The following is a 25,648-nucleotide window of genomic DNA, read 5'->3' on the forward strand; positions in this document are numbered from 1 at the left end:
GGGGATTAGCCAAGCGGTAAGGCAACGGACTTTGACTCCGTCATGCATAGGTTCAAATCCTATATCCCCAGCCATTTTTTTAGTACGAGCCATTAGCTCAGTTGGTAGAGCACCTGACTTTTAATCAGGGTGTCGAAGGTTCGAGCCCTTCATGGCTCACTTTAATATATTTGCGGTCGTGGCGGAATTGGCAGACGCGCACGGTTCAGGTCCGTGTGGGCTAACCCCCGTGGAGGTTCGAGTCCTCTCGACCGCACCATATATTTGCGGACGTGGCTCAGCGGTAGAGCATCGCCTTGCCAAGGCGAGGGTCGCGGGTTCGATTCCCGTCGTCCGCTCCATAATCCGGCGCCATAGCCAAGTGGTAAGGCACAGCTCTGCAAAAGCTTTATCCCCAGTTCGAATCTGGGTGGCGCCTCCATGTATTTTTTTAAATTGTGTTATCCCAATATTTTTTACGCGGGTGTAGTTCAATGGTAGAACTTCAGCCTTCCAAGCTGATAGCGTGGGTTCGATTCCCATCACCCGCTTCACAGTAAACCCCTTCGCTTCGGCGAAGGGGGTTTTTTATTATAACTATATTGAGCAGAGAACAAGTGGTGTACTATTCAGCTTGTTCTTTTTTTGGCTGTAGCGTTATACTTCTACGGCCATCGGTACCAAATGGAATGTCGCCAGCAATGGTAACACGCCGTACCACACGGTGCTCATCGCCATAGTCATTAATTGCATAATGCTGTGTTGCTCGGTTATCCCAAACCACCACATCGCCCACAGCCCAGCGCCAGCGAACTGTATTTTCAAGTCTGGTAATGTGCTCTTGTAAAATACTAATGATTCGATCGGAATCTGCGGTTCTGAGCCCCGATATCCTTCTTACAAATTGCCCTAATAGCAAGTTACGTTCCCCTGTTTCGGGATGAACTCTTACCACCGGATGCTCTGTTTGATATACCGTTGAGGCAAAAACATTGTTCTTTCGCTGGGTCTGCTCTCTTGCGACTTCTTGTTGGGCAGGGGCTACATAATCAAAAGCGTTGGAGTGGATTGCCCGAAGGCTGCTTGCCAGCTCTTTTAATTCAGGAGATAAATCTTCATAGGCCGCTGCCGTGTTGGCCCATACCGTGTCCCCTCCAGCAGGAGGAATCACCACTGAGCGCAGAATGGATGCTTTGGGATAAGCTTCAACAAAGGTAACATCGGTGTGCCAAGCGTTAGCACGCCCTCCATGAGCAGAATCCAGCTCAAGTACAGCTCGGGTCCCATCTTTTACGGGCACAGTGGGATGTGCATACAGCTCTCCTAAAAGTTTAGCAAAGCGCTCTTGACCCTCATCATCTAGTTGATGTTGATCTCGGAAGAAGAGGACTTTGTACTTGAGCAGAGCTTCTTGAATGGATTCAATGACCGCAGGAAAGAGATCCTCAGATAAATCAATACCTCTCACTTCCGCTCCAATTCTTCCGGCTACCGGTACGATTTCAAGCTGAACTACCTGGTTATGAGTAACATTATTCATGAATAAATTCCTCCTTGGGTATGCGGTCTCCCGCCGTATTGGTAGATCATTCGATCAATGATTCACACAAAAAAGTAATAAGCACAATTCAAAAGAAACAATAGGAATACGGAAAGCAGAATATTATGGAGAGTACACAGATTGCATCAAGCCTGACATAAGAGGCAGGACCTAGAGAGCGCACGTATTAAATAATGCCTGACATAATGGGCAGAACCTAGGGAGCGCAAGTATTAAATAAAGCCCGACATGAGCGGCAGAGCCCAAAGAGTACACAGATTGCAGAATGCTTCCCTAAGGTCAGAACAGAGAACACTCAGAAGCCCCTACATAGAGGGCCGTCATACAGTCATACGTTGCTCTTACCATAAGTGGCAGAGCAGGTAGAGTACATGTCGTAAGCATGGCCCTACATACAGGAAATACACAAACAATACATACGAGGCGCAATAGCAGAATAGAGAAAATAGTACATAGATAACAGAATTTGTACTAATCTACTTGCGTAAATAGCACAGATAGAGAGGCACTGTAACTGTAAGTACTCTAGTGCCTTTTATACTCTTATCATACGGACTAAAACAGATGAGGTTAGCAGTTCATTTAATTCAGTTTTTCAACAAACGTATTGTTAATTGCTTTTGCAAAGTCAGGCTTCTTTTTCAAAAATTTATTGTTCAGTAGTATTTCCGAGGATGCCTCATGGGCTTGTAGAGCCTCAGGCGTATAGGCAGAGAGTTGATTGGCACTTCGCTCTAGCACCGTCTTGATGACAGAAGCGGGCATTTTAGAATGTTTCTCATAAAGAGCAGCAGCTTCGTCGAGGTTATCGCGTTGCCAGTCGAGCGTCTTTTGATACACTTTTAGATACTCTGTGACGAGTTCTGGATGTTCTTTGGCAAAACCAGTTCTAGCGATCATGGATAGAGGAGCGAGAAATTCGCCCTCCACTTCAATGATTTTCGCCTTTTTTTGCTCAACACTTAAGGTTACATAAGGATCTAGGGTTATCCAGGCATCCAGTTGTCCTGTCTCAAAAGCAGCTAAAGCATCATCCGCTTGCAGATTGATCTGTTTAACATCATCCTGGGATAGACCGATGGACTGCAATATTTTGATTAAGTACACGTGGCTGGTCGTTCCCTTGGCAACACCAATCGTTTTTCCTTTTAAATCAGCAACAGAGGAGATCGCGCTATTCACAGGAACAATCACGGTATTCAGATCTTTTCCATCACCTAACAGTCCGATAATTTCAAAAGGTAACTGATTGGCCAAGCCGGTGATCACTGCTCCGTCCCCCATGGAAGAGAGGTCTATCCGATTAGATACAAGGGCTTCCAGTATAGGAGGACCGCTCGTAAAGTTACTCCACTCTACTTTGGCGCCTTTCTCTGCAAAGGCCTCATCAATCCATCCTTTTTCCTCTGCAATCATAAGAGGACTGATTCCTCCAAGGCGAGCAATATGAACAGTTACCTCGGCTGATTTACTCCCTGCAGCAGCTTCTGCAGATCCACTAGTGGATGGGGAAGCTCCATTCTCATTACTGCAAGCGGTAAGCACCATGAGTAGAACGGTTACGAGTGTAACCATTTTCGATTTATTGCTTGAACGATGTTTCATTTTTTCATCTCCCATCCAAAGTTTGTGGTCATGCGGAATGCTGCAGCAAGGTTGCGAAAAGATCTAAAAAGGACGATCTCCCGCTATCGATACTCGCTCTGCTACCCGGCGGTTAGGAAAATAATCGGATACAGCATAATGCTGGGTTGCTCTGTTATCCCAGAAGGCTACTGAATTAGGCTCCCAGCGGAAGCGGATCTGATATTCGGGAATATGAGCCTGGCTGAACAGGTAATTGAGGAGTTGCTCGCTCTGCTCTTCTTCGAGTCCAACAATACGGATCGTAAAGATGGCGTTTACGAATAATGTTTTTCTCCCTGTCTCCGGGTGTGTACGTACGATAGGGTGTTCTGCGGGCGGGAATTCAGCTTGCTTCGCTTCGAGTACATCTGGTGGAAGAAAGCGACCAAAAGTAGAGGTGAAATCGTGTATAGCGGTTAGACCATCAATGCGTTCTTTGATCTCGTCTGGCAGATTATCGTAAGCTGCTCCCATGTCGCACCATAAGGTATCCCCACCTAGAGCTGGAACTTCAGAAAGGCGGAGAACGGATCCAAGTGCAGGTTCTTGACGCCAGGATACATCCGTATGCCAAATATTTTCGTTACCTGTCATATTGGCATTTTTCTCAAAACGGGTAATCTCCTCCGCATTTCCTTGAGGCAAGAAAGGGTGTTTTTCGAGTTCACCCCACTCTTTGGCAAAAGCAACTTGCTGTTCACTGGTGATATCTTGATTACGGAAGAAGAGTACTTTCTATTCGAGAAAGGCACGATGGAGCTCTGCTTTTAATTCTAAGCTGAGGGGAACTGCTAAATTGACACCTTCGATTTCAGCTCCGAGCAAGGGGCCAAGAGGTTTGAGCGTAAATAAAGTGTACGGCTGCTCTGGTTGACTTCCCTCCGCTAAGCGATGTAGTTGCCTGGCACCTGCTTTGAGTTCTCTGCGTGGTGCATAACTACGAGATAAATAGTCAGTTTGATTCAAGATATTCATGATGGTCTAGCCTCCTTTAACAATGTATTCACACCTGTTTAGTTGTATTTAGCCGAAAAAAAGAGGACGACAGGATTTGGGAGATCATAAAGAGGTTCTTTGATCTCCAAATCTCTGGTCGTCCAGTAGATTCAGCTAGATAGTGTTGCTTTGATGGACCAAATCTTATCAGTCTGCAAATCATCTTGTCAACCCTTATTTTTATTTATATAGAAAATAATGTAACTCTATTCTTTGTATGTACTATTAACAAAACTAATTCATACTAAAATAATCGGGTATTGACAAGATCCTTTTTTCTCTGATAAGATGAGCCAAATCCTATACGATGACCCAAAGTTTTGGGGACTACGAATTGACTGGAACCACCAGAGATTCGGCAAGCACATTAGGTGCTGTCGGATCTCTTTTTTTATGGTCAGAAGTTCAGTACGGCAAATCTAGAACAATGATAATGAATCGGAGGGAATGTAGATGTTAAATGATGAACTACGCTACATATTAGAGATTAGTGAGGTTAGTAAAACGTTCCGAAGCGAGCAAGGCGATACACATGTACTGGATTCCATAGATTTGTCTGTGAAGGAAGGAGACTTTACTACGGTCATCGGACCCAGTGGATGCGGCAAAAGTACCTTGCTTAAAATTATAGCAGGACTTGATCGGGATTATGAAGGAGAGGTACTGCTCAAGGGGAAAAGGGTGGAGCGTCCTTCTCAAGAGAAGGGATTTATTTTTCAAGAACCGAGATTATTCCCTTGGCTGAATGTAGAGAAGAATATCGCAGCTGATCTGTCTCTCAAAAATCCAGATGTAAGGAATGATGTACAGCGGCTGATAGAGCTGGTTAAACTGAATGGTTTTGAAAAATCCTATCCACGGCAGTTATCAGGCGGGATGTCTCAGCGGGTAGCTATCGCCAGAGCTCTTCTTCGTAAACCCGAAGTGCTGCTGCTAGATGAGCCATTTGGAGCGCTCGATGCTTTCACTAGAGGGCATATGCAAGAGGCGCTGCTGGATATATGGCAAACGAATAAAACAGCAATGGTCCTCGTCACGCATGACATTGATGAAGCTGTGTTTTTATCAACGCGTGTTGTTGTAATGGACCGACGCCCAGGACGAATAAAATCGATTGTTCCAATTGATCTTCCTTATCCTCGCAAAAGAACAAGCCGTGCTTTCACAGAACTGCGTACGCATGTACTGGAAGAGCTTGATCATCGGGAGGAACAGGAAGCTTACAGTATCTAAGCCGGGATAGCACTACAAATTTTAGATATAAAGGGGCGAAGTGAAGATGGCTTTACCGCTGACAATACGAAAAAATCCGTCTGTACAAATAAGCAAGAGGCAAACTCGAAAAGGAATGGGGGGAAAGTGGAGACTCTTTTTACGAGGAGCACTGCTTCCTATAGGTATTCTTGCACTTTGGCAAATTCTTAGCGCAACGGGCGTCATCTCCCAGCAGATGTTCTCATCGCCCTGGCTGATTGTAAAACAGTATTTTTTTCTAACAAGCTCTGGAGAATTACCGCATCATCTGCGGATTAGTGTAGTGAGGGCTTCGCTTGGCTTTTTATTTGGGGCAAGCAGCGGGTTAATACTCGGAATGCTTGTCGGCATGTACAGACCTGTTGAAGAAGTGCTGAATCCAACCGTTCAAATGATTCGAACGATCCCACTGCTTGCGATTACTCCCTTATTCATTATGTGGTTCGGTTTTGGCGAACTATCTAAAGTATTGCTGATTTCGATGGGTGCTTTCTTCCCGCTCTATGTGAACACTTTCCTTGGCGTTCGCAATGTGGACTCGAAATTATTCGATGTCGCCCGTGTCATGGAGTTCAGCCGTTTCTCACAAGTTGTGAAACTGATTATTCCTGCTGCACTGCCTAATATCCTGCTTGGAATTCGGTTATCGCTAAGTATCGCATGGCTTTGCCTTGTCGTTGCTGAGTTACTGGGGGCAGATACAGGAGTAGGCTATATGATTCAAGAAGCTCGTTCTTTCATGCAAACAGATGTGATGTTTGTGGGGATTACCATTTTCGCTCTTGTGGGTAAATTATCAGACTCTATTGTGCGGTTATTAGAGAATCGCCTGCTTCGCTGGCAGGACAGCTATAAGGGATAGGATTAAGAGCTAAAATCTTGAGGAGATGGGATTAAAGATACGTAAAAAGGCGAGGTAAACATAATGTAAATATGAGAAAAATAAGAGGGAGTACGAGAAAATAAGAGAGAATACAAGGTGAATTTGAAGAATATCTAATATGAGCAAGATACGAGATTTTGAATCAGGCTAGATACGAGCAGGATACGAGATTTTAATTTAAGTTAGATACGAGGTTGATATACGCTGGATAAGAAGTAGCTGCAAAAAAGATATAAAATAAAGGTAAGTAAAAGTTAATCTGAATCATAAAAAAATCCTCCCGATCCACTATGGATTATGGGAGGTTTTTTGCTGATAGACTATTGACTATCAGGCTGCTATACGAAGCAGAGCTACGCTTCACTCTTAGATGAATATTCAGCAGAATGTTTGGCAATGAACCGCTTTGCAAGTTGTCCGAGAACTACGTCATCCATCGGTGGATTGTGAAGCCCAAACCGAACATCCCGGTAATAGCGCTGTAAAGGACTATTCATAGAAAGGCTATGAACTCCAGTGATGCGCATCGCTATATCTACAACGGAGAGTGCGGTCTGAATGGCAAACACTTTAGCTGCTCCAAGATCAGGTGCAATCTGCTGCAAATCTTCCTTCGCAGGAGAAGGACCCAGACGCTCCACGCGTTCTGCAACGCTGTATAAAAAATGTCTTGCTGTGGTCAGTTCAAGTTCAATCTGACCGAGTTTTTGCTGAATATGAGGGAGTTCTAAAATGGGATGCGTAAGGCTGTTGGGCTGATAGCTTGCAGCAAACCGGACAGCTTCATTACGTGCCGCCTGTGCAATCCCAAGATATACAGCCGGAATGTTAAGTAGATACACATTCGGTATACCCGTAGGTTTCTGCGGACGATGGAAGACAAGTGCATCTTCAGGAAGCAGCACTTCCTTTAGCACAAGATCATGACTTGCTGTTCCCCTCATACCTGCCATATTCCATGTAGGTTCAATAAGAACGCCAGGCATATCTTTATGAATCAAATACTCAGAGACCTCACCCGTGTCCTCATCCGTCGCAGAGACGATAAAATAGCTAAGCGCAGTAGATAAGGAAGTGAATGTTTTTCGGCCGCTCAGGATATATCCATGGCTGTTCCTGCGTGCTTTCGTCTGCGGTTTTCCTCCTCGGGAAGGGCTACCTGTTGCGGACTCCGAGTCGGCAGCATTGCTCAGTGCTTGTTTCTTTATCACATCATTACACAAGCACTGAAAGACAGATTCATTCCAGTGCCGACGAAAAGCAAGGTTAAACATCGTGATGTGATGCCAGCCGATGGCAAGTGCAGCAGGCCCGTCAACCATAGCAATCTGCTCCTGACACATAAGAAAAAGGGGAAGTGAAATCTGAGCACCCCCATATTCGTTCGGCACAGAATAGGTGTGATACCCTTCTGTAAGCAAATCAGAGATCAGCGCGGAGTTGAGCTCATTCTTCTCATCAGCAAGTCTTGCCCCTTCGATGTGCCGGTTAGCGATCGTGCGGATACGGATCAGTATATCCTGCTCTTTCTTCGTTCTGATAAAGGAGTTCTCAAATGGTGACAACGGGTAACCCTCCCTTTAAATAGATGGTGGTGTGAGTGCTTGCTAGTACCAGCAGTCCGTTTTTCGTCTATCTTGCTTCGGTTACCTGTTTACGAATCTCATTCATCATCTTGATCGTATCCATGCTGGCATGATTGCCAAGCAGAATGATCGTCACTCCGTTACCTAGATCACGCATAATGCCTGTAGAATAACCTGTCCCTGAACCATTATGGAAGACGTTAAGACCGTTGGAAGTTTCGCTGATCATCCATCCATATCCGTAATTCTTTTCGGAATACGGAGTGAACATGTTTTTAAGCGATTCTTCGCTGACTACTTTACCGTCCTTCAGTGCTTGGTCCCATTTCAGAAGATCGTCCACAGTGGAATAGAGCGTACCCGTTCCAGACTGGGAGACGTAATAATCTGCTGTGACCCATTTTCCACTCTGATCCACGAATCCCTTAATCGTGTTGGTCGATTTTGAAGCCGTACCTGTATCCTTCATTCCAAGTGGAGTAAACATATGTTTCTGTAAGTAAGAACCATATTCTTCACCGGTTACTTTCTCGAGTATATGGGCTAATAAAATGTAGCCATTATTGCTGTAGCGATACTCTGCTCCAGGTTCAGCCATCAGCTTTTTGGTGCGTATTTCTTTCAAGGTATCCTCTAGCGTTATTCCTTCTTCTCTTGTGAAATTGGAAGGAAGCCCGGATGTGTGAGACAGTAACATATGCAGTGTAATTTCATCTCCGCGATCAACACCGGTCACGTATTTGGATAGCTTGTCTGTTAACGAAAGTTTGCCGGCTTCTACTTGCTGCATGATGGCAGCTGATGTAAATCCTTTGGTAATAGAAGCAATTCGCGATTTTTGATCCGGCCGTACTAGTAGGTTTTCTTTAGATAGGCCATATCCCTTACGAAGGGTAACTTCTCCATCTTTGGCGACAAGTGCAATGCCGGAAAACCCAGATGTTTGCAAATAGGAGTCAATGGATGCCGACTCTTTATTTATTTTCGTGACTTGATCGGACTTCAGTACGATGTTCATATGTGTAGATGTATTTGTTAGCTGAAGCGTTGATTTCATGGCATCAGATAGAGAGCGTAGCGGGATCATCAGCGTTCCGGACATATTTTTGGAATTCGCAGGTAAGGTAAGCGTGACGTCATTTATGGTGATGATGTTGGTTCCTGCCTTATGGGAGATGAGATCCCCGTGATTCTCGATTTGCACCGTTTGTGTGCTTTGGTTCCATTTTACTTTTCCCTTGAGGGCTGCTGCCGCTTGTCTAAGCGGGGCGAAGGTCGTTCCATTTTGCACAAAAGGAGGGAACTCCCAAGTAACTGTCTGTGAATCCACTTCGATATTTGCAGGTTTCGTTACCATAGCGGAAGCAGCATATGTGGTTTCGGTGAAAGCTCCCGCTGGGGTAAGAACGAGACCGGCAGCTAAGAGTACGGTGAGCAGTTTTTGTGTTGTTTTTGATGATTGTTTAGTAAAAGTCATGAAGTAATGAATCCTCCTGTCAGGAAATGTAGTCCAAATCTGTAATCTGTCTTGTAATAAATGAACGAGAGTACATTTGAAGATACTGGTATTTATTCTAACGAAAGTAAGAGTGGTAAACAACCCATATACTGGATGTTTATTTTAATATATCCCTCATAAGAAAAGCTGTACGGAAGCGCAAGCTGTTGTTGGAACTCGCAGAGAACGACCGGTAAGCTGTTCGCATTTGTCCAGACGATAGATAACGGTGTTGCGATGGAGTGCGAGGAAGTTAGCGGTAGATCTCTTTTGATGACTATATAGAAATAGGAACATTCATCATTGAGACCATCGACAAAATCGCAAAAAAAAGATTTTTGTCTTGTTACCAGTTGAGATAACCGGGCCTTTTTAGGGTAAATCCTATTAGAAGCGATATACATATCACATGATGAGTACAGGATTTTCATTCTCGAATAGACCAAGGAGGAAACGTTATGCAGTGGAAAGGGAGAAGGGCCAGCTCTAATGTAGAAGACCGGAGAGGACGGAAAGGGGCGGGACTGATTGGCGGTGGTATTGGAGGTGTTGTTATCCTGCTGATCGTAACACTACTCGGCGGCGGAAATGCTGCTGATTTGCTGAGCAGTCTTACGGGAGGTGGTTCGGATGCGGGGACATCCTACACGGAAACAGCAGAAGAGAAGGAACTAGCCCAGTTCGTGTCTGTTGTTCTGGCCGATACAGAGGATGTGTGGACTGAGGTTTTTAAAAAGGAAGGAAAGACTTATGAAAATCCGACGCTTGTTCTCTATACAGGAAGTGTTCAGTCGGCCTGCGGAACAGCGGGCTCATCGGTAGGACCGTTTTACTGTCCTGGTGACCAGAAGCTTTATATTGATCTAAGCTTCTACGACGAGCTGCGTCAAGAATTTCAGGCGCCTGGTGACTTCGCAATGGCCTATGTGATCGCTCACGAGGTAGGTCACCATGTACAGACACTGTTAGGTACATCGGACAAGCTAGCACAATACCGACAGCAGCTAAGCGAGCAGGAATATAACAAGTATCAGGTTCGATTTGAGCTCCAAGCCGACTATTTAGCCGGTGTGTGGGCGAATCATGCGCAGGGTATGAACCTGCTTGAGGAAGGCGATTTGGAAGAAGCTTTAACTGCGGCAAGCGCCGTAGGGGATGATACGATCCAGAAGAAAGCTCAAGGCTACGTTGTACCGGAGAGTTTTACCCACGGCACATCTGAGCAGCGGAAGCGCTGGTTCTACCAAGGTTTTGAGAATGGTACGTTGCAAGGCGGAGACACGTTTAACGCACAGAATTTATAAGTATAGGCACAATAAAAAGAAGGCCCCCATCTTTTAAAAGGATAGGGGATTTTTTATTAGTATTTTTCGACTAAAAGCAGAACACATGCGAATGAATCCGCATGGATCAAAAAAAACAGAAAGAAGGTCGCGATCGCTACGCTTTCAACAGAGCTAAATGCCGATAGTTCTCGGGTCTGCTAGGTGCTGCCGCTTGACTTGCAAGCAGAGTTGAATCACAAAGCAGATCTCTTATCTGTAGCCTACCGCCGCTGGATTACCCAGATGGGTGTAAGAATTGGAACGATGTAGGATTTCCTGTTGAATACGGATAGTGATATCAATCATAAAATAAAACCTCCGATATGCCGATATATAAGTTACTTTTGTAATGTTCGGTCAGATAAACCATCTGAACTCATTTCATTGTAATTACTATTCAGGCAGAAGGGGGTCGTTTTTTTGAGTGAAAAACCAAAGAAAAGCTTGATGTCGATAAGAGTGAAACTAATTACTATATTTGTCCTCTTCTTGTTCATCCCAAGTATTGTTACCGCTGTGTTTTCATTTCGAACAGCAGATCAGGAGATCCGCCAAGCGGATTTGGAAACGGGGAAACAATCTTTGCTGCTCGTCAGCAAGCAGATCGATTCACTGTTAGAGAACCAAAAAGCAAATCTCCACTTGATCTCCATGCAAACCAGTTCAGCCCAGATTGTAAATGGGAATTCTGCTGTGCAGCAACTGGTAGATAATATGAGAGACAGCAATCCGCAGATTGAATCTATACTTATTGTATCGGATGCAACGGGAAAACAAATGAAATCACCATCTCTTAGCAACGATGAGGTAGTAAAAGAGACAGAGTGGTATAAAGAAGCTTTGGGAACGAGCGATTCAGTCATAAGTATGCCCTATAAATCAGCTTCAACAGGTAATGTGGTGGTGACTCTGGCAAAACGTTTATCCGATGGTAAAGGTGTTGCTAGTATCCAGCTGGGGTTAAATTCACTCACTTCTACAGTAAACGGAATGAAGATTGGAGAAAAAGGGGTTATCTATCTTGTTGACCAGAAGGGGAACTACCTGGTACATACCCATTTTGGAGCAGGCTCCAGCGCAATTGAACTTCTGTCTGATCAGATTGTAAGCAACGAGGAAGGATCACTAAAGTATTCTATATCAGGTCAAAATAAAAGTGGTTACTTTATAAACCAACCCTTAACAGGTTGGAAGATCATAGCGGAATTTGATCTTGATGAGTATGAACAAGTATCTATACCTATGTTAAAAACCCTTATTATTGTGCTTTTGATTTCCTCTATTGTCGGAATTCTCATCATGATTCCTGTTATTCGAAGTCTATATAAGCCGATCAGAGGACTGGTCCACGCGTCAAAAACAGTAGGAAGCGGTGATCTGACCATAGACCTGTCGGTAAAACAACGGGATGAGTATGGACTGCTCGCAGAAGGATTTAATAAAATGACACGATCCCTGCGCTCTGTTCTGGGTGAAGTAAATGATACTTCTCAGCAGCTCGCATCGTCCTCTCAGGAGCTTGCAGCTAGTTCAGAACAGACGACGAGTGCCACAGAGCAGGTAGCGAGCATCATGCAACAAACGGCGGTTGGTATACTACACTCCAATCAAAGTCTTGGAGAAGCGAAACAGCAGGTTGCTGAAATGTCAGCAGGAATCAAGGAGATTAGTCTTCAGGCAGAAGAGGTCACCTCCGCTACCGAACAAGTATCAAACGAATCTCAGGCAGGGATGGAGCAGATTGAGCAGGCAAGCGTACAAATGAAGCAAATCGGTACCTCTGCATCAAACCTGAATGAAGTGATTGAGGGGCTTGGCAGCAAAACGATGGAGATTCGTCAGATCGTAGAGGTCATCACGAATATAGCTAAGCAGACCAATATTCTATCTCTAAATGCTTCCATAGAAGCATCAAGAGCAGGAGAGCATGGACGGGGGTTTGCCGTCGTCGCTAAAGAGGTGAAAGAGCTTGCGGATCAGTCGGCTGCTTCAGCGGCAGACATAGCTCAGCTCACTCATGATATGGAGCGAGGAACAACGGAAGCATCTGCTTCTATGCATTCAGCCTCTCAGGAGATTGATAAGGGGATTCATACGGTTAATGAGGCTGGGGAACATTTCAGATCTATTCTAGCCTCCATTCAGGAAGTGGCGATGCAGATGGGAGCAGTCTCCACGGCATCTAAACAAATGGATTCTACGGTGGATCAAGTAAATGAAGTCTTTGAAATTGCTCTTGCTATATCCGATGAGATCGCTGCTGGAGCACAGGAAGGATCTGCTGCTTCAGAAGAGCAACTCGCAGCTATGGAAGAGGTCGCTTCTTCTGCGGCAGCTTTATCAAGCATTGCTGATGAGATGAAGGAGATTATCGAACGTTTTAAACTATAAGAACATAGAAGTGACGATATTGAACTTCGTAAGGGGCAGGATATAGCCACATGACTGAATTCAGATTGATGTCCGGCGCGTGCCTTGATAAGTGATCGATCCATATATATTTTAAGCAAGGTCCTATTAGAGGACCTTGCTTTTTTGCGTACAGATCATCCCTTTATATCTAAATGATCCAGATGAGATGCGCCATATTTGGGATAAATTTCTTTTGTTTAGTTAAGAAGGCGAGGGTTTAAATACAAGTTAAGAGATTATGAAAACTATCAATAAGAGGAGTGGAAATTTATGTTTCGTCATCAAAAAGAATTACAGTTTGAAGTGAAGGTAGATCGTCCAGATCCATTGTTTGCACGCCAGGTGCAAGAAGTTCTAGGTGGACAGTTTGGTGAAATGACGGTAATGATGCAATATTTGTTCCAAGGCTTCAATTGCCGCGGTGGAGAAAAATATAAAGACATGCTTATGGATATCGGTACGGAAGAAATCGGTCATGTCGAAATGCTATGTGCAATGATCAGCCAGCTGTTGGATGGAGCTTCACCGGAAGACCAGGAAGAAGCAGCGAAGGATCCAGTAACAGCAGCGATTATGGGTGGAATGAATCCACAACATTTGCTTGTGAGCGGTCTTGGCGGATTGCCGACTAACTCTAATGGTATACCTTGGAACGGTAATTATATCGTAGCGAGCGGTAACTTGCTTGCAGATATGCGTTCAAATCTCCATGCAGAGACACAAGGAAGATTGCAGGTTGCTAGACTGTATCATATGACAAAAGATGAAGGCGTTCGTGCAGCGTTCCGCAAAATGCTGGCACGCGATCGCTATCACCAGTATCAATGGATGGCAGCAATTCAGGAATTGGAAGAGAAAAATGGAGTGGTTGTTCCTGCTTCCTTCCCACCAGAAGCAGAACTGGAATCCCAGCCTGAAGCTTATAAATTCTGGGACTTGTCCGAAGGCAATGAATCTAGTGAAGGTTTGTGGGCTACAGGCAGTGCTCCGGATGGAACAGGCGATTTTGTATATGTAGCAGACCCTGCTCCTCAAGGTCAAGTGTACAAGCCAGAGATTCCTCCGACTAATATCCATCATGACCTGGATGTTGCAAAAGTCCCATTAAAAAAATAAATAGTATCTATGAAAAACCTCTGCCCTGTGTAAGGGCGGAGGTTTTTTGTCGTGTACAGATTGTATTTTGATGGTGTCGGTAGAGGTGACATAGACAATCACCTTGTTTCGTCTATATTAAAACAAACAATTTATTATTATGTTTGACAATTAACAAACAAGTACATATTATATCTATATAAACAAAACGAGGGGGAAGTGTTATGACGGAACAACACAATGATTTTGCATATGATGCCTCATTGGAGGAAATCAAGCGCGGCTATATCGAGACAGAGACCGAATATATTTGTGTCTGCTGTGGTTATACCGCTGAAAAAGGGGTGATTTACCCTCACAATGAAGTTTTATACGAATCCTTCAGATATATACAGATCCATATTCAAGAAGAACATGGGTCGGTATTTCAGTTCTTGATCTCACAGGACAAGAAAGTGAGCGGACTTTCTGATATCCAGCGCAGGCTGCTGGCAGAGTTCTATGAAGGGAAAAAAGATGCGGAAATTCAAAAAGAATTAGGAATTGGCTCTACTTCCACGATTCGCAATCATCGGTTTGTGCTCAGGGAGAAGGAGAGACAAGCAAAAGTGCTGCTGGCTGTAATGGAGTTGCTGCACTCGCGTGATCACAATACCCCTGTCATGGCTGTGGAATCACCTAATAACAGAGCAGGCCAAGCTACCAATAAGGAGACTGATGTGACCGCTGAGCAGGAGAAAGTACTGACTAAATATTTCTCTTTTGGTACAGATGGACCGCTCGAGACTTTTGCAGTGCAAGAGAAACATCGACTCATTATTATGAATGAGATCGCAAAACGTTTTGACACGAACAAAGTATATTCCGAGTCTGAAGTGAATGGGATTCTAGATCAAATTTATGAGGATTATGTGTTGCTTCGCAGATCGATGGTGGACTATGGCATACTCAGCCGGGAAGAGGATGGAAGCAGTTACTGGCTTACCCCGAAGGAAGGAGAGAGTCGTAAAATGGCAAATCGCAGAGAAGAGTTAAAACAATTGGCAAAAGAAATAAAGACAGAAGCCGGCGTTTATCAAATTCGCAATAAAGAAAATGGAAAAAGGTATGTGGCAAGTACACCGAACCTCAAAAGTCTGAATGGTCAACAATTTATGCTTAATATGGGCAGTCACCGCAACCGCAGGCTTCAAGAAGAATGGAAAGAGTACGGGGAAGAAGCTTTTGCGATTGAAGTTGTGGAAAAGTTAAAAATCCCAGAGAGCAATATCTTTTTTGATGTCAAAGATGCATTGAAAAAATTGGAGGCAAGTTGGCTTGAGAAGCTCCAGCCTTATGGAGAGAAAGGGTATAACGAGGCTTGACCAATCATCCGTTTATAACCCTATTCGCAGCTTTTGATCCCAAAGAATATAGTAGGATGAAAATATCTAATACAAAATGAGCGTTAGAGAAGGGAATTTACTCTTCTGCTAACGCTCGCTTCTTTTTGTGTAATGCTATTTCGTCATCTTATCCTGCATAGCAACCGCCGCCATGATAAATGCACCAACGCCATGCAGATCGTTTTTACTTACTGGGCGAGTTACATAATTTTCATAATCTCCTGCTGAGGTACCGATGCATATAGACGGCATTACTAAGTGTCCAAGATCATCGGTTTCCATCATCTGAGCGAGTCCGGCGAAGCCTTTGCGGGCAGCGGACATACAGGTCTCATCAGCAGCAGACTGCTGAACAGCTCTAGCAATCGTATAAACAAATAAGCTTGAGCAGGAGGTTTCCAGCCAGTTATCCGGATGGCTGCCTTTATCGACAACCTGATACCATAGCCCTGTCTCTTCATCTTGATAGCGAATAATTGCTTCTACGAAAGCTCCAAGCTCCTCTTTCAGTTCAGCATGACTCGGATGCTCCTCAGGGAGCAGTGCGATAAACTCTGTAAGTGCCAGTCCATACCAGCCGAGCGATCGGCCCCAGAACTCAGGTGAACAGCCTGTATCAGGGTCTGCCCATGGCATCTGCCGGCTTTCATCCCAAGCATGATAAAGCAGCCCCGTCCGCTCATCCTTCATATATTTACGCATCAGCCGCTCCTGCTGCAATACTTCTTCCCGCAGTTCATCATCCCCATAGATGTCAGCATACTTTAGAGCAAATACACCGCCCATATATAATCCATCCAGCCACATTTGATGAGGATATTTATCTTTGTGCCAATATCCACCTTCTGTGGTTCGATTTAAGGTTCTGAATAAATTACGGAGCTTATCTGCAGCCACCTTATATTGCGGTTTCCCCGTTCGCTCTGCTTGGCGGAACAATAACAGCCCCGCCTGTATGGAATCCAGCTCGTCCCGGGCAAAGAATAGGTTGCCTTGCTCATCAACGAGATCATCAATATATCCTTGAATATAGTCGTCATACCGAGCTTCTCCTAACTGCTCAGCAATCTGCTCAACCCCGCATAAAAAGACACCCTGATGATAATGCCAGCGATGGGCTGGCGGAAGTTCGCCTGGTTTATACGTTGCCATGATGGAATCGGCCGCAGCTGAAGCCCATTGCATTGGTGTTCTCGCTACATTTGATTTAATCATCTGATCTACTCTCCTCTAATAGAGTTTAGGCGGCTATCCCTTTAGCCTTTAATAGAACCAAGCATAGCTCCCTTGGCAAAATGCTTTTGCAGAAATGGATACACTAGCAAAATTGGCAGAGTAGCTACGACGATTACTGCCATCTTGACCGATTGATCAGGAGGCGGAACGACGGAGTCTAACGTTGAGCTGTGATCCATTCCTGAAGCAAGCACAACGATCTGACGAAGCAATACTTGAATCGGCCACATTTGGCTGTCGTTCAAATACAAAATAGCGCTCAAATACGTATTCCAGTAGGTAACGGCATAAAAAAGGGAAATGGTTGCAATTGCCGGCATAGAGAGCGGCAGAACAATACGAAACAAGATGCCAAAGTCATTACAGCCATCAATTTTAGCTGATTCTTCAAGTCCTTCCGGTATGTTCTGAAAGAAGTTTTTGAGTATGATCATATTAAATGCGCCAATAGTCGATGGCAGTATAAGCGCTGCATAGCTGTCAATCAGGCCAAGCTCCTTAACCACTAAAAAAGTGGGGATCATCCCGCCGCTAAATAGCATCGTAAATACAACGAGGAACATAATAAGGTTTCGGCCGTCTAGATCACGGCGCGACAATCCATAAGCCATTAGTGATGTGACGAACATGCTGATTAGCGTACCTATCACCGTAACGCCAATCGATACACTCAATGCTCTGAAAATGGTATCCGTTGAAAAAATAAACCTATAGGCCTCGAGACTCCAAACCGTTGGAATAAGAACAAATTTTTTGGCTGCAATCTCGGCGTTTGTCGTAAACGAGCCCGCTACCACGTGGATGAACGGGAGCACGGTAACAAGTGCGATAATCGTCAGCAGCGTATAGTTAACCGCAACGAACAGTCGACCGCTAAGCGTACGATCTTCTACCATAATGAATCCTCCCTTGGCATTAATAGATGCCTTCTTCACCCATTTTTTTGGATAAGCGGTTTGCCAGCATAACGAGTACTAAACCAACAAGTGACTTGAAGAAGCCAACTGCCGAGCTATAACTGAACTGCATTTGTCTTAGGCCAGCGGTATACACATAGGTGTCAATTATTTCAGCAACTTCCCGATTCATTGAGTTGAGCAGCAGGTATACATGCTCAAAGCCAAGCTCAAGAACATCGCCAATTTTCAATATTAACAGGACGATAATTACACTACGAATGGCTGGCAGAGTGATATGCCACACTTGACGAAGCCGTCCAGCTCCGTCCATCCTTGCCGCTTCATACAGCTGAGGATCTACCGCTGCGATTGCCGCCAAGTATATAATGGTTCCCCAGCCCGCTTCTCGCCAGATCACCTGAATAATATAAGTCGGTCGGAACCATTCAGGACTAAGCAGGAAATTAATTTTACTAAAACCAAGTTGAACAAGCAGTTCATTGACAATGCCGCCGTCCATGGTCAGCATGACATAACTGATGGATACGATGATGACCCAAGACATAAAATGGGGCAGATAAACCAGTGTCTGAAAAAATCTTTTGAAAAACGTGATTCTTACCTCATTAAGCATTAAGGCTAAGATAATAGGGATCGGAAAGTAAAATAGCAGGTTCATACCAAACAATAGTAATGTATTGGATAAAATGTTCCAGAAGTCCGGCTCAGTAAACAACCGCTCAAAATGCTTAAATCCTACCCATTCACTACCTAGTATGCCTTTGAACGGTTTATAGTCTTGGAACGAAATGACAAGTCCAAACATCGGGATATATTTAAAGATAAGAAAATAAATAATGCCGGGCACAATCATGAGATACAGCCATTTGTTTCGCCAAAATCGCTTGCGCCATGCTGGATGCGTCTTGGTAACTTGTCGGCTGATCACGGTCTCCTCCATAAGTCCTCATCCTTCCAAAGTTGGCTCCGCTAGGGGCTAAGACTCTGCTCTGGCATAATAAGCAGCGCGAGCAGAGCGTTCCTTAAGTGAGCCTGATATATGGCTGCTGTTATTGAATACAGGCTCTATTCATGAAACGATCTGCATGCACTGCCTTCTGCCTAACCGAGAGGCCGGTTAATATTGGCCGCCCCGCTTTTATTTTTTGTAACTCGCATTAAACTCCTCGATCATTTTCTCGCCGCCTTGCTTCTTCCATTTCTCAATTTCCTTCTCAAAGCCGGCTTGGTCGATTTGTCCATAGATAAACTTGTACGTAGCATCAGTAATCGTCTGTTGCAGCTCTACGCCTTTCGATGCATAGGTGGATGAATCCAGTGCAGCAGTAGGGTCTTTCACGCCGTACTTCTCATTTTCCTTAATGAGTTCTTCCGCACGAATACGTCCTGGCAGCTCATTTAAGCTCTCGTACATGCCATTTGTTTCTGCCTCACCGATTACACTGTCCTTATAGCCCTTCACTTCACGTTCTGTCAGTTCTTTATCTTCAGATGGCTTCGCTTTTCCGTCTACGACGGTATAGTGTGTGCCTTCGATACCCCAGAACATGAGGTTAGCCACTTCTGGTGTCATCATTTTGTCGAAGAAACCTAGAATTTTCTTGAGTTCTGCCTCATCCTTGATTGCTGTTTTTGGGAACAACACAAGGTTGTTATAACCTGCAATCATCCATTGATGAATGTTGCCGTCTGGGCTTTTCACCATGCTGTGTGCATCAAGGACAGCGGTTGGTACGTTTTTGATCAAGTCCTTATCAAGTGTTGTAATATCCGGCATAGATCCGCCGATATAAATACCTGCTTTACCACTCGTGAACAAATTAACAGCGTCTGTTTTGCTTGTAGCAGCAAAATCTTGATTCATGTAACCGTTATCACGAAGTGATTTGAAAAAGGACATGGTATCGATATATTCAGGGAACATAAATTCAGGCAGCAGCTGGCCGTCTTTCTCACCCCAGTTGTTCGGTGTACCGAACCAAGAGGATACCGTCTTAAAGGCGCCAAAAACGAGCTCATTACGGTCTGCAATGCCTGTTGTATCATTTTGTCCATTGCCGTCAGGGTCCTGCTCAGTAAATGCTTTAGCCATAGCGAACAGCTCTTCTGTTGTTTCTGGAGGAGCAATATTCAGCTTATCTGCCCAGTCTTTACGATAGATGATTCCTTGACGGGCAAGCGGGCGGCCGAGATATAAAGAATATAATTTGTCTTCGACCTTTGTATTATCAAGTACTTCTGGCTTCAACTTGCTCAAATTTGGGAACTCGCTTAAGTAAGGGCCAATCTCCCAGAACTGTCCTTCCTTAATTGCTTCACGCATGAGCAAGAATGTTGTAGCATTTTTCAAATAAGTCGCTTGCGGCAGGGAGCCGGTAGCAAATGCCGTGTTTAGCTTCTCCTCATATGTATCCGCTGGAAAGAATTGATACGTAAGTTTTGTGTTTGTCAGCTTCTCTAGTTCATTTTTAATGGTGTCGGTTGGAGTCTCCGCCGTATTCAGCGGCAGCATGATGGTAATTTCTGCTGGGCTATCATCCTTCGGTGTACTGGTGTTAGGGCTGGAACCCGTATCACCCGATCCGGTAGATGTTGTGCCTGTACCGTTTCCGCCAGAGCAGGCGGAGAGAAGTAGTGTTAGGGACATGACAGCACATAGAGCCAAGGATAAAGGCTTTTTCTTTTTCATTCCTTTGTGACCTCCATTTAACGATGGGATTTGGCTTACACACTAAACACTACCGAATGGATAAAGTATCGTATACAATCATTTGCTCATATGCAGGCATACCAGCAAAAGTCTGATGAAATGATTATTGCGTGGGAAATGACACCATGGTGTCTATAAGAGCCAAGGAGAGCGAAGAGGGGATATTCATTGCAAATAGTGCTACTCGGGTGCAGGAAAAAGGGAATCCTTACTTGCATGATGTAGCAATACGCTAAAAACCCCAAGCAGTAGCTGCTTGGGGCGAAGCCGATTGTTAATTTTTTAGAGCTTCAGATAACTCCTTTATGATCGTGTTGCCGCCATTTGTACGCCAGCGTTTCGTCTCATGCTGAAATCCCTCCTTCGTCAAATTGCCAAGAATATAGTTGTAGGTAGCGTCTGTAATAATTTTACTGAGCTCTGCATTTCGCTCATCATACGTTTTTGATTCCAAATGAGCCGCGGGGTCTGCGACGAGAAAGTTTTCATTATCCTGGCTAAGCTGGTCTGCAATAGCTGTTAAGGTCTCTTTCTCTGCGACCTCCATAACACTCGGGTTATTCATGTCGGCAATCATCAACATATAAAAAGCATTCACTTCTTGGACACGCAGCTGAGTTGTTTCCTCCGGCAGGCGGACTTGACCATTCTCCAGCGTATAGTGCTTTCCTTCTATTCCGTATTTCAGCAAGTTTGCAACATCTTTTTCCATTGTGCGGTCAAAGAAAGCTAAAATATGCTTCAATTCTTCTTCCGTTTTGATCGCCTTTTTTGAAAATAAATATAATCCGTTAAAATTCGGAATGGACCACACCCGGTATCCGTTAGGACCTTTAATCCGGTTGGATAAAGTAAATGAAGCATTCGGATCTATCATTCTAGCTTCCTCATATAAGCGCTGAATATCGGTCATGCTTCCAATATAGACGCCGGCTTTGCCATTAATGATCATATTCCGCTGTACTTCTTTGCTTGTCACAGCAAAATCACGGTTAATGAGCTGCTCGTTATATAGTTTTTTGAAAAAATTCATTGTCTCCATATAAGCTTGTGTCTCAAACTCTGGTATAAATGTGCCCTCTTCTATACTCCAGTTATTAGGTGTCCCGAAATACGAGCTGACTGTTTTGAACGCTCCATAGATAAGATCATTACGGTCAGCAAGGCCAATTGTATCTGCCTTCCCGTTCCCATCAGGGTCATTATATGTAAAGGCATGAAGAACCTCATACAATTCATCAAGGGTTCGCGGCACGGCAAGATCTAGATGTTCTAGCCAATCCTGTCGAATGATCGCGCCTTGTCGTGACGATGGACGCTCTGTATATAAACCATAGATGCGATCATCAACGGCAGCCTGCTTCAGGATATCTTTATTTAAGTATTTAAGGTTAGGATAATCCTCTAAGTAAGGTCCGATCTCCCAGAATGCGCCGGATCTTATTGTGTTTTTCAGGAGAAGGAAGTCCGTATTTCTAACAAAGGTCACTTTCTTTAAGGAGTTCGTTGTTAATGCAGTATTCATCTTATCGCTATAGATCCCATCTGGAATCCAGTTGATATCTAGAGTAAAGCCACTCCATTCTTCGAGCATGGACTGCATTTCATCACTTGGGGGTGTAGGGAAGTGAAGGGGGAGCATAATGGAAATGGGTGAATCCTCTATCGAAGCAGCATTTGGTTTTTTAGAAGAATTATTACTGCATGCGCTTACAATTAGAAGTATAATGGTAAATATGGAAGTGATTATAAAGAATCTCTTCTCCGATTGGAACCCTTTCATAAGCATTCTGCCTCCTTCTTATTTAGAATGAGAGAAGCGTCGATTCCTCTCGATTGCCTGTAATCTAATATAATGATTATCCGACAGGTAGATGATTATTGCTCGTAAAAAGGCTGTTCCCATACAATAGCAGTACGATAAATATAACAAGTGAAGTGTAGGTGATGCTTAGGTGCGTTCTTTAAGTTTCCTTTCCAAAATGACGATATTCGGGTTCTTATTAAGCACGCTTCCGGTTATTTTTATCGGTGCATTCTCTTATTTAACATCATCCAATGAAATACAGAAAAACGTAAATGAAAGCAAGTTAATGTTAATCATGCAAATTAAATCCAATGTAGAGCAAAAATTAACGACTGTCAACCAAACACTTAATCAAGTAATCAATTCGTCTTTTATGAAGAAAGCTCTTAATTTAAATATAACTGAAAACGATTTCATTATGTATAACGACTTGCGTACTGAAATCCGCTATATGCAATCATTCGATACAAAGCTCGAAGATGTCATTCTTATTAATGAGCGTTATAACTGGATGATTAAAAATTCAGGTCTCTATAAGTTTGATGAGTACCCTTATCATGATCAGCTGGCGAGCCTGATGGGGCTTCCTGACGCAACCTCTTGGTCTTTGAATCCATCTACATGGTTCTACAGCGAAGAAAATGCGAATAATCCAGCCTGCTCCTACAGCATAGGTCTTGTTAAACATCTTCCTTCAACAGGACTTGATCCGCATGGTCTGGCAATCGCTAACATTCCCGCCTGTGATGTGCAGTCCTTGCTAGGTACGAATCATTCTGATCTAAGTGGACTGATGATTGTGAATGAGCAGGGGCAGATTATTTTGCACTCGGATGAATCGTTAATTGGCGAGCCTGCGGAGAAGACAGGCATTAATAGTCTGACGCAATTGAGTGGTGCTTCGGGGCAATATGAATCGCATATTGGTGAGGAGCCTTTTTCTATAACATATTATCGTTCCGAGTTTAATGACTGGACCTATGTCAGCTATGATTCTATTCAAAGTATGACCAGTGAATCCAAAAAAATTGGAGCGTATACGCTTTATGCCTGTTTACTCATTCTGCTGATCTGCGTCACTATTGCCTGGCTGGGTTCAAAACGGATGTATTCGCCTATTAAACTATTGCTGAAACAATTTGGCCACCGCAATGCAGATGAGAAGACAAGCAACGAGTTTCAACTGATCGGTGAACAGGTGCATGCCTTATTTCAATCCAAATCGAGGCTGGAAGATGAAGTGAGAAAGCAGCTTAAGCAAGTGCGTACGTTTTTCTTAATTCGTGCTTTTCAGGGTAAGGTGAAGGCAAAGGAGCTGCATGACAAGCTAGAGCAGTTTGATTACAGCCGGCAGCTTGAGGAGTGGAAGACGATGTCGGTGCTTACGATACAAATGGGGACACTTGAGCAAACGAGATATGAGAAGCAAGATTTAGAGCTATTATTATTTGCCGTGCAAAATATGGTAGAAGAGCTTATTCCGGAGGAAGAACAGCTGGCTCCAGTGATGATTGACCACACGGTTGTTGCCCTTATCGGTAGCAGGGAGAGCGAAAAGACTGCTTTCCAAGCTAAAATCTATACCGCAACGGAGCAGCTAATGAGTGAAATTACAAGTTACTTAAGCGTGCAGGTTAGCATTGGTATGAGTCTTCCGTTCCATGATATCCGAACCCTTTCGATTGCTTATAAAGAAGGGCTAGAGGCGTTAAAGCATCGCATGACTCTAGGAGACGGTATTATCATTCAGTTTGAAAATATTAACTCTGGGAAACCTTACTTGAAGCTCAATTACCCCAATCATCTAGAAAACGAGCTGCTGGATGCGGTTAAGCTCGCAAACGCTGAGAAAGCAAAGGAATTGCTCGATCAGCTGCTAAGGCATGTGTTTGCAACCGAGATGTCGCCGCAGGAGTACCAGATTCCGTTATCGCGCCTGCTTAATAACCTGCTGATTACGATGCAAGAATCAGGTATTAGCTTGAAGCAGATTTATTATGGAACAGGAACATTATTTGAGGAACTGCTAGATTGCCATATTGTAGCCGAAATTGAGGATTGGTTCTGGACAGCTGTGATCCATCCGATGATTAAAGTGTTCCGTGACCGTCAGGATGCGCAGTATCACAACATATCGGAGAAAATAATCGAGCTTATTCATCGTTATTATGATACTGATCTGACACTGGAAGAATGTGCTTCCAGGCTTCACTACAATGCTAACTATTTAAGCAGTGTATTTCGGAAAGAAACGAATTATTTTTTTAGTGAATATTTATCTGTTTACCGGTTTCAAATTGCGAAGAAGTGGCTGGCCGAAACGGATATTCCCGTAAAAGACATCGCAGCGAAGCTTCGTTACAACAATTCGCAGAATTTCATCCGTTCTTTCCGTAAGCAGGAAGGTTTAACCCCTGGCCAATACAGACAAAAAACGATGCAAATCGAAGCCTGAGCTGAAGTGACCCCTATTGTTAGACACACCTAACAATAGGGGTGCAGTTCAACCTTGTGATATGTCTATGGGTTTTTGGTTAATACTTTCTGTGATGACATAAAACAGGGGGTATAGGAATGGGACATAACTCAGAACGTAAAAGAATACTGATTACGGGTGCCGCAGGTAAAATTGGAAGCTGCCTCGCTGCAGGTTTACGAGAGACGGGCAAATACGAAGTGATCGCAACAGATCTCATGGGAGACGAAACGAAGAAGATACAACCACTCGATGTTACGAATTCAGATCAGCTACTGGAACTTACCAAGGGAGTGGACACCATCCTCCATATAGGATGGGCTAAAGATGAGGAAGACTTCCTTGGTAAAGTACTGCCGATCAATGTAACGGGAGCGTATTACTTATATGAAGCAGCAAAATGTAACGGAGTAAAGCGGGTTATTTTTTCAAGTTCAAACCACGCCACGGGATTTTATAAAGTAGGGGAAGACGTCGATGTGAATGACCCATATCGTCCCGATAGTTTTTATGGACTGAGCAAGTGTTACATCGAACTTCTTGGCAGACTGTATTCGGACAAACACGGAATATCTTCTATTAACATACGAATTGGTAATTTCCCGGGTGATAACAAACCACATTCCGAGCGTGCTGCGCATATTTGGATCTCAGAGCGAGATTTAGTGCAGCTTGCAGATAAATGTATAGAAGCACCAGAGATACATAAATTCTTAAGTCTTTATGGCACTTCTGCCAACACAGATAACTACTATGATATTCGTTACCTTAAACAACTGATCGGATATGAACCCCAGGATGATGCAGCAGAACTCATGGAACAGTTCGAGCGCCAGGGACAAGAGGTAAAGCAAGATGAGACAGAGTATCAGGGCGGCAATATATAAAAGGATGGCATG

Annotated in this window: 18 protein-coding genes, 5 tRNA genes and 1 pseudogene; 13 read left to right on the top strand and 11 right to left on the bottom strand. The window is 44.0% G+C overall.

Annotated features, from left to right (window positions below):
• Positions 1-86: 86 nt before the first annotated feature.
• The 5 genes from H9647_RS11015 (at position 87) to H9647_RS11035 (ending at position 530) form a co-directional block, all read left to right on the top strand.
• Positions 87-159 (top strand) — tRNA-Lys (locus H9647_RS11015).
• A gap of 13 nt (positions 160-172) precedes the next feature.
• Positions 173-259: transfer RNA gene (locus tag H9647_RS11020), tRNA-Leu, on the top strand.
• 7 nt (positions 260-266) lie between these two features.
• Positions 267-341 (top strand) — tRNA-Gly (locus tag H9647_RS11025).
• A gap of 6 nt (positions 342-347) precedes the next feature.
• Positions 348-421 (top strand) — tRNA-Cys (locus H9647_RS11030).
• A gap of 38 nt (positions 422-459) precedes the next feature.
• Positions 460-530 (top strand) — tRNA-Gly (locus tag H9647_RS11035).
• A 74-nt stretch (positions 531-604) separates the two neighbouring features.
• Here the strand turns inward: H9647_RS11035 and H9647_RS11040 are convergent.
• The 3 genes and pseudogenes from H9647_RS11040 to H9647_RS11050 all read right to left on the bottom strand — a co-directional run bounded on the left by H9647_RS11040 (position 605) and on the right by H9647_RS11050 (position 4,141).
• Complete coding sequence (locus H9647_RS11040) at positions 605-1,519, bottom strand: TauD/TfdA dioxygenase family protein (protein ID WP_191799844.1); 915 nt, start codon at positions 1,517-1,519, stop codon at positions 605-607.
• A gap of 603 nt (positions 1,520-2,122) precedes the next feature.
• A complete protein-coding gene (locus H9647_RS11045; RefSeq protein ID WP_225229234.1) occupies positions 2,123-3,145 on the bottom strand; it encodes an ABC transporter substrate-binding protein in 1,023 nt (340 codons plus the stop codon).
• A gap of 63 nt (positions 3,146-3,208) precedes the next feature.
• Positions 3,209-4,141, bottom strand: a pseudogene (locus H9647_RS11050) (TauD/TfdA dioxygenase family protein).
• A 474-nt stretch (positions 4,142-4,615) separates the two neighbouring features.
• Here H9647_RS11050 and H9647_RS11055 point away from each other — a divergent pair.
• Together H9647_RS11055 and H9647_RS11060 are read left to right on the top strand one after the other, a co-directional pair.
• Positions 4,616-5,395 (top strand): ABC transporter ATP-binding protein, encoded by a 780-nt coding sequence (locus H9647_RS11055; protein ID WP_191799846.1) that lies wholly within the window; start codon positions 4,616-4,618, stop codon positions 5,393-5,395.
• Positions 5,396-5,510: 115 nt separating this feature from the next.
• A complete protein-coding gene (locus tag H9647_RS11060; RefSeq protein ID WP_225229251.1) occupies positions 5,511-6,278 on the top strand; it encodes an ABC transporter permease in 768 nt (255 codons plus the stop codon).
• A 374-nt stretch (positions 6,279-6,652) separates the two neighbouring features.
• Here the strand turns inward: H9647_RS11060 and H9647_RS11065 are convergent, their stop codons facing one another.
• The 3 genes from H9647_RS11065 to H9647_RS26305 all read right to left on the bottom strand — a co-directional run bounded on the left by H9647_RS11065 (position 6,653) and on the right by H9647_RS26305 (position 9,680).
• Positions 6,653-7,864 (bottom strand): acyl-CoA dehydrogenase family protein, encoded by a 1,212-nt coding sequence (locus H9647_RS11065; RefSeq protein WP_191799848.1) that lies wholly within the window; start codon positions 7,862-7,864, stop codon positions 6,653-6,655.
• A gap of 67 nt (positions 7,865-7,931) precedes the next feature.
• Positions 7,932-9,362, bottom strand: coding sequence for a serine hydrolase (locus tag H9647_RS11070; protein WP_191799849.1), 1,431 nt, complete (start codon positions 9,360-9,362; stop codon positions 7,932-7,934).
• Between the two features lie 156 nt (positions 9,363-9,518).
• Complete coding sequence (locus H9647_RS26305; RefSeq protein WP_191799850.1) at positions 9,519-9,680, bottom strand: helix-turn-helix domain-containing protein; 162 nt, start codon at positions 9,678-9,680, stop codon at positions 9,519-9,521.
• Positions 9,681-9,841: 161 nt separating this feature from the next.
• Here H9647_RS26305 and ypfJ point away from each other — a divergent pair, with 161 nt between their 5' ends.
• The 4 genes from ypfJ to H9647_RS11100 all read left to right on the top strand — a co-directional run bounded on the left by ypfJ (position 9,842) and on the right by H9647_RS11100 (position 15,579).
• Positions 9,842-10,687 (top strand): KPN_02809 family neutral zinc metallopeptidase, encoded by an 846-nt coding sequence (gene ypfJ, locus H9647_RS11080; protein WP_191799851.1) that lies wholly within the window; start codon positions 9,842-9,844, stop codon positions 10,685-10,687.
• Positions 10,688-11,128: 441 nt separating this feature from the next.
• Positions 11,129-13,099 carry a methyl-accepting chemotaxis protein gene (locus tag H9647_RS11090; protein WP_191799852.1) on the top strand — a complete coding sequence of 657 codons (1,971 nt, stop codon included), beginning with the start codon at positions 11,129-11,131 and terminating at the stop codon, positions 13,097-13,099.
• Positions 13,100-13,390: 291 nt separating this feature from the next.
• Entirely contained in the window at positions 13,391-14,236 is an 846-nt protein-coding gene (locus tag H9647_RS11095; RefSeq protein WP_191799853.1) for a manganese catalase family protein, read from the top strand.
• Positions 14,237-14,439: 203 nt separating this feature from the next.
• Positions 14,440-15,579 carry a DUF2087 domain-containing protein gene (locus H9647_RS11100; protein WP_191799854.1) on the top strand — a complete coding sequence of 380 codons (1,140 nt, stop codon included), beginning with the start codon at positions 14,440-14,442 and terminating at the stop codon, positions 15,577-15,579.
• Positions 15,580-15,714: 135 nt separating this feature from the next.
• Here H9647_RS11100 and H9647_RS11105 read toward each other — a convergent pair whose 3' ends face one another.
• From H9647_RS11105 to H9647_RS11125, 5 genes are all read right to left on the bottom strand, one after another.
• The gene (locus H9647_RS11105; RefSeq protein WP_191799855.1) at positions 15,715-16,815 is read right to left on the bottom strand and encodes a glycoside hydrolase family 88/105 protein; all 1,101 of its coding nucleotides are present in this window, start codon (positions 16,813-16,815) and stop codon (positions 15,715-15,717) included.
• A 41-nt stretch (positions 16,816-16,856) separates the two neighbouring features.
• A complete protein-coding gene (locus tag H9647_RS11110) occupies positions 16,857-17,732 on the bottom strand; it encodes a carbohydrate ABC transporter permease (RefSeq protein ID WP_191799856.1) in 876 nt (291 codons plus the stop codon).
• 19 nt (positions 17,733-17,751) lie between these two features.
• Positions 17,752-18,696 carry an ABC transporter permease gene (locus H9647_RS11115; protein WP_191799857.1) on the bottom strand — a complete coding sequence of 315 codons (945 nt, stop codon included), beginning with the start codon at positions 18,694-18,696 and terminating at the stop codon, positions 17,752-17,754.
• A gap of 198 nt (positions 18,697-18,894) precedes the next feature.
• Positions 18,895-20,445, bottom strand: a complete 1,551-nt coding sequence (locus H9647_RS11120) for an extracellular solute-binding protein (protein ID WP_191799858.1) — start codon at positions 20,443-20,445, stop codon at positions 18,895-18,897.
• A 295-nt stretch (positions 20,446-20,740) separates the two neighbouring features.
• A complete protein-coding gene (locus tag H9647_RS11125; RefSeq protein WP_191799859.1) occupies positions 20,741-22,249 on the bottom strand; it encodes an extracellular solute-binding protein in 1,509 nt (502 codons plus the stop codon).
• Between the two features lie 172 nt (positions 22,250-22,421).
• On the opposite strand from H9647_RS11125, the gene H9647_RS11130 reads away from it, so the two are divergent.
• Both H9647_RS11130 and H9647_RS11135 read left to right on the top strand, forming a co-directional pair.
• Positions 22,422-24,728, top strand: coding sequence for an AraC family transcriptional regulator (locus H9647_RS11130; protein ID WP_191799860.1), 2,307 nt, complete (start codon positions 22,422-22,424; stop codon positions 24,726-24,728).
• A 119-nt stretch (positions 24,729-24,847) separates the two neighbouring features.
• Positions 24,848-25,636 carry an NAD-dependent epimerase/dehydratase family protein gene (locus H9647_RS11135; protein WP_191799861.1) on the top strand — a complete coding sequence of 263 codons (789 nt, stop codon included), beginning with the start codon at positions 24,848-24,850 and terminating at the stop codon, positions 25,634-25,636.
• Positions 25,637-25,648 lie beyond the last annotated feature (12 nt).

Source organism: Paenibacillus gallinarum, assembly GCF_014836635.1.
Classification (GTDB): domain Bacteria; phylum Bacillota; class Bacilli; order Paenibacillales; family Paenibacillaceae; genus Paenibacillus; species Paenibacillus gallinarum.

Excerpts from the sequence above, each read along its gene's own strand:
- H9647_RS11040 (WP_191799844.1), bottom strand. The coding sequence starts at position 1,519 with ATGAATAATGTTACTCATAACCAGGTAGTTCAGCTTGAAATCGTACCG.
- H9647_RS11045 (WP_225229234.1), bottom strand. The coding sequence starts at position 3,145 with ATGAAACATCGTTCAAGCAATAAATCGAAAATGGTTACACTCGTAACC.
- H9647_RS11055 (WP_191799846.1), top strand. The coding sequence starts at position 4,616 with ATGTTAAATGATGAACTACGCTACATATTAGAGATTAGTGAGGTTAGT.
- H9647_RS11060 (WP_225229251.1), top strand. The coding sequence starts at position 5,511 with ATGGGGGGAAAGTGGAGACTCTTTTTACGAGGAGCACTGCTTCCTATA.
- H9647_RS11070 (WP_191799849.1), bottom strand. The coding sequence starts at position 9,362 with ATGACTTTTACTAAACAATCATCAAAAACAACACAAAAACTGCTCACC.
- H9647_RS26305 (WP_191799850.1), bottom strand. The coding sequence starts at position 9,680 with ATGTTCCTATTTCTATATAGTCATCAAAAGAGATCTACCGCTAACTTC.
- ypfJ (WP_191799851.1), top strand. The coding sequence starts at position 9,842 with ATGCAGTGGAAAGGGAGAAGGGCCAGCTCTAATGTAGAAGACCGGAGA.
- H9647_RS11095 (WP_191799853.1), top strand. The coding sequence starts at position 13,391 with ATGTTTCGTCATCAAAAAGAATTACAGTTTGAAGTGAAGGTAGATCGT.
- H9647_RS11100 (WP_191799854.1), top strand. The coding sequence starts at position 14,440 with ATGACGGAACAACACAATGATTTTGCATATGATGCCTCATTGGAGGAA.
- H9647_RS11105 (WP_191799855.1), bottom strand. The coding sequence starts at position 16,815 with ATGATTAAATCAAATGTAGCGAGAACACCAATGCAATGGGCTTCAGCT.
- H9647_RS11110 (WP_191799856.1), bottom strand. The coding sequence starts at position 17,732 with ATGGTAGAAGATCGTACGCTTAGCGGTCGACTGTTCGTTGCGGTTAAC.
- H9647_RS11115 (WP_191799857.1), bottom strand. The coding sequence starts at position 18,696 with ATGGAGGAGACCGTGATCAGCCGACAAGTTACCAAGACGCATCCAGCA.
- H9647_RS11120 (WP_191799858.1), bottom strand. The coding sequence starts at position 20,445 with ATGAAAAAGAAAAAGCCTTTATCCTTGGCTCTATGTGCTGTCATGTCC.
- H9647_RS11125 (WP_191799859.1), bottom strand. The coding sequence starts at position 22,249 with ATGAAAGGGTTCCAATCGGAGAAGAGATTCTTTATAATCACTTCCATA.
- H9647_RS11135 (WP_191799861.1), top strand. The coding sequence starts at position 24,848 with ATGGGACATAACTCAGAACGTAAAAGAATACTGATTACGGGTGCCGCA.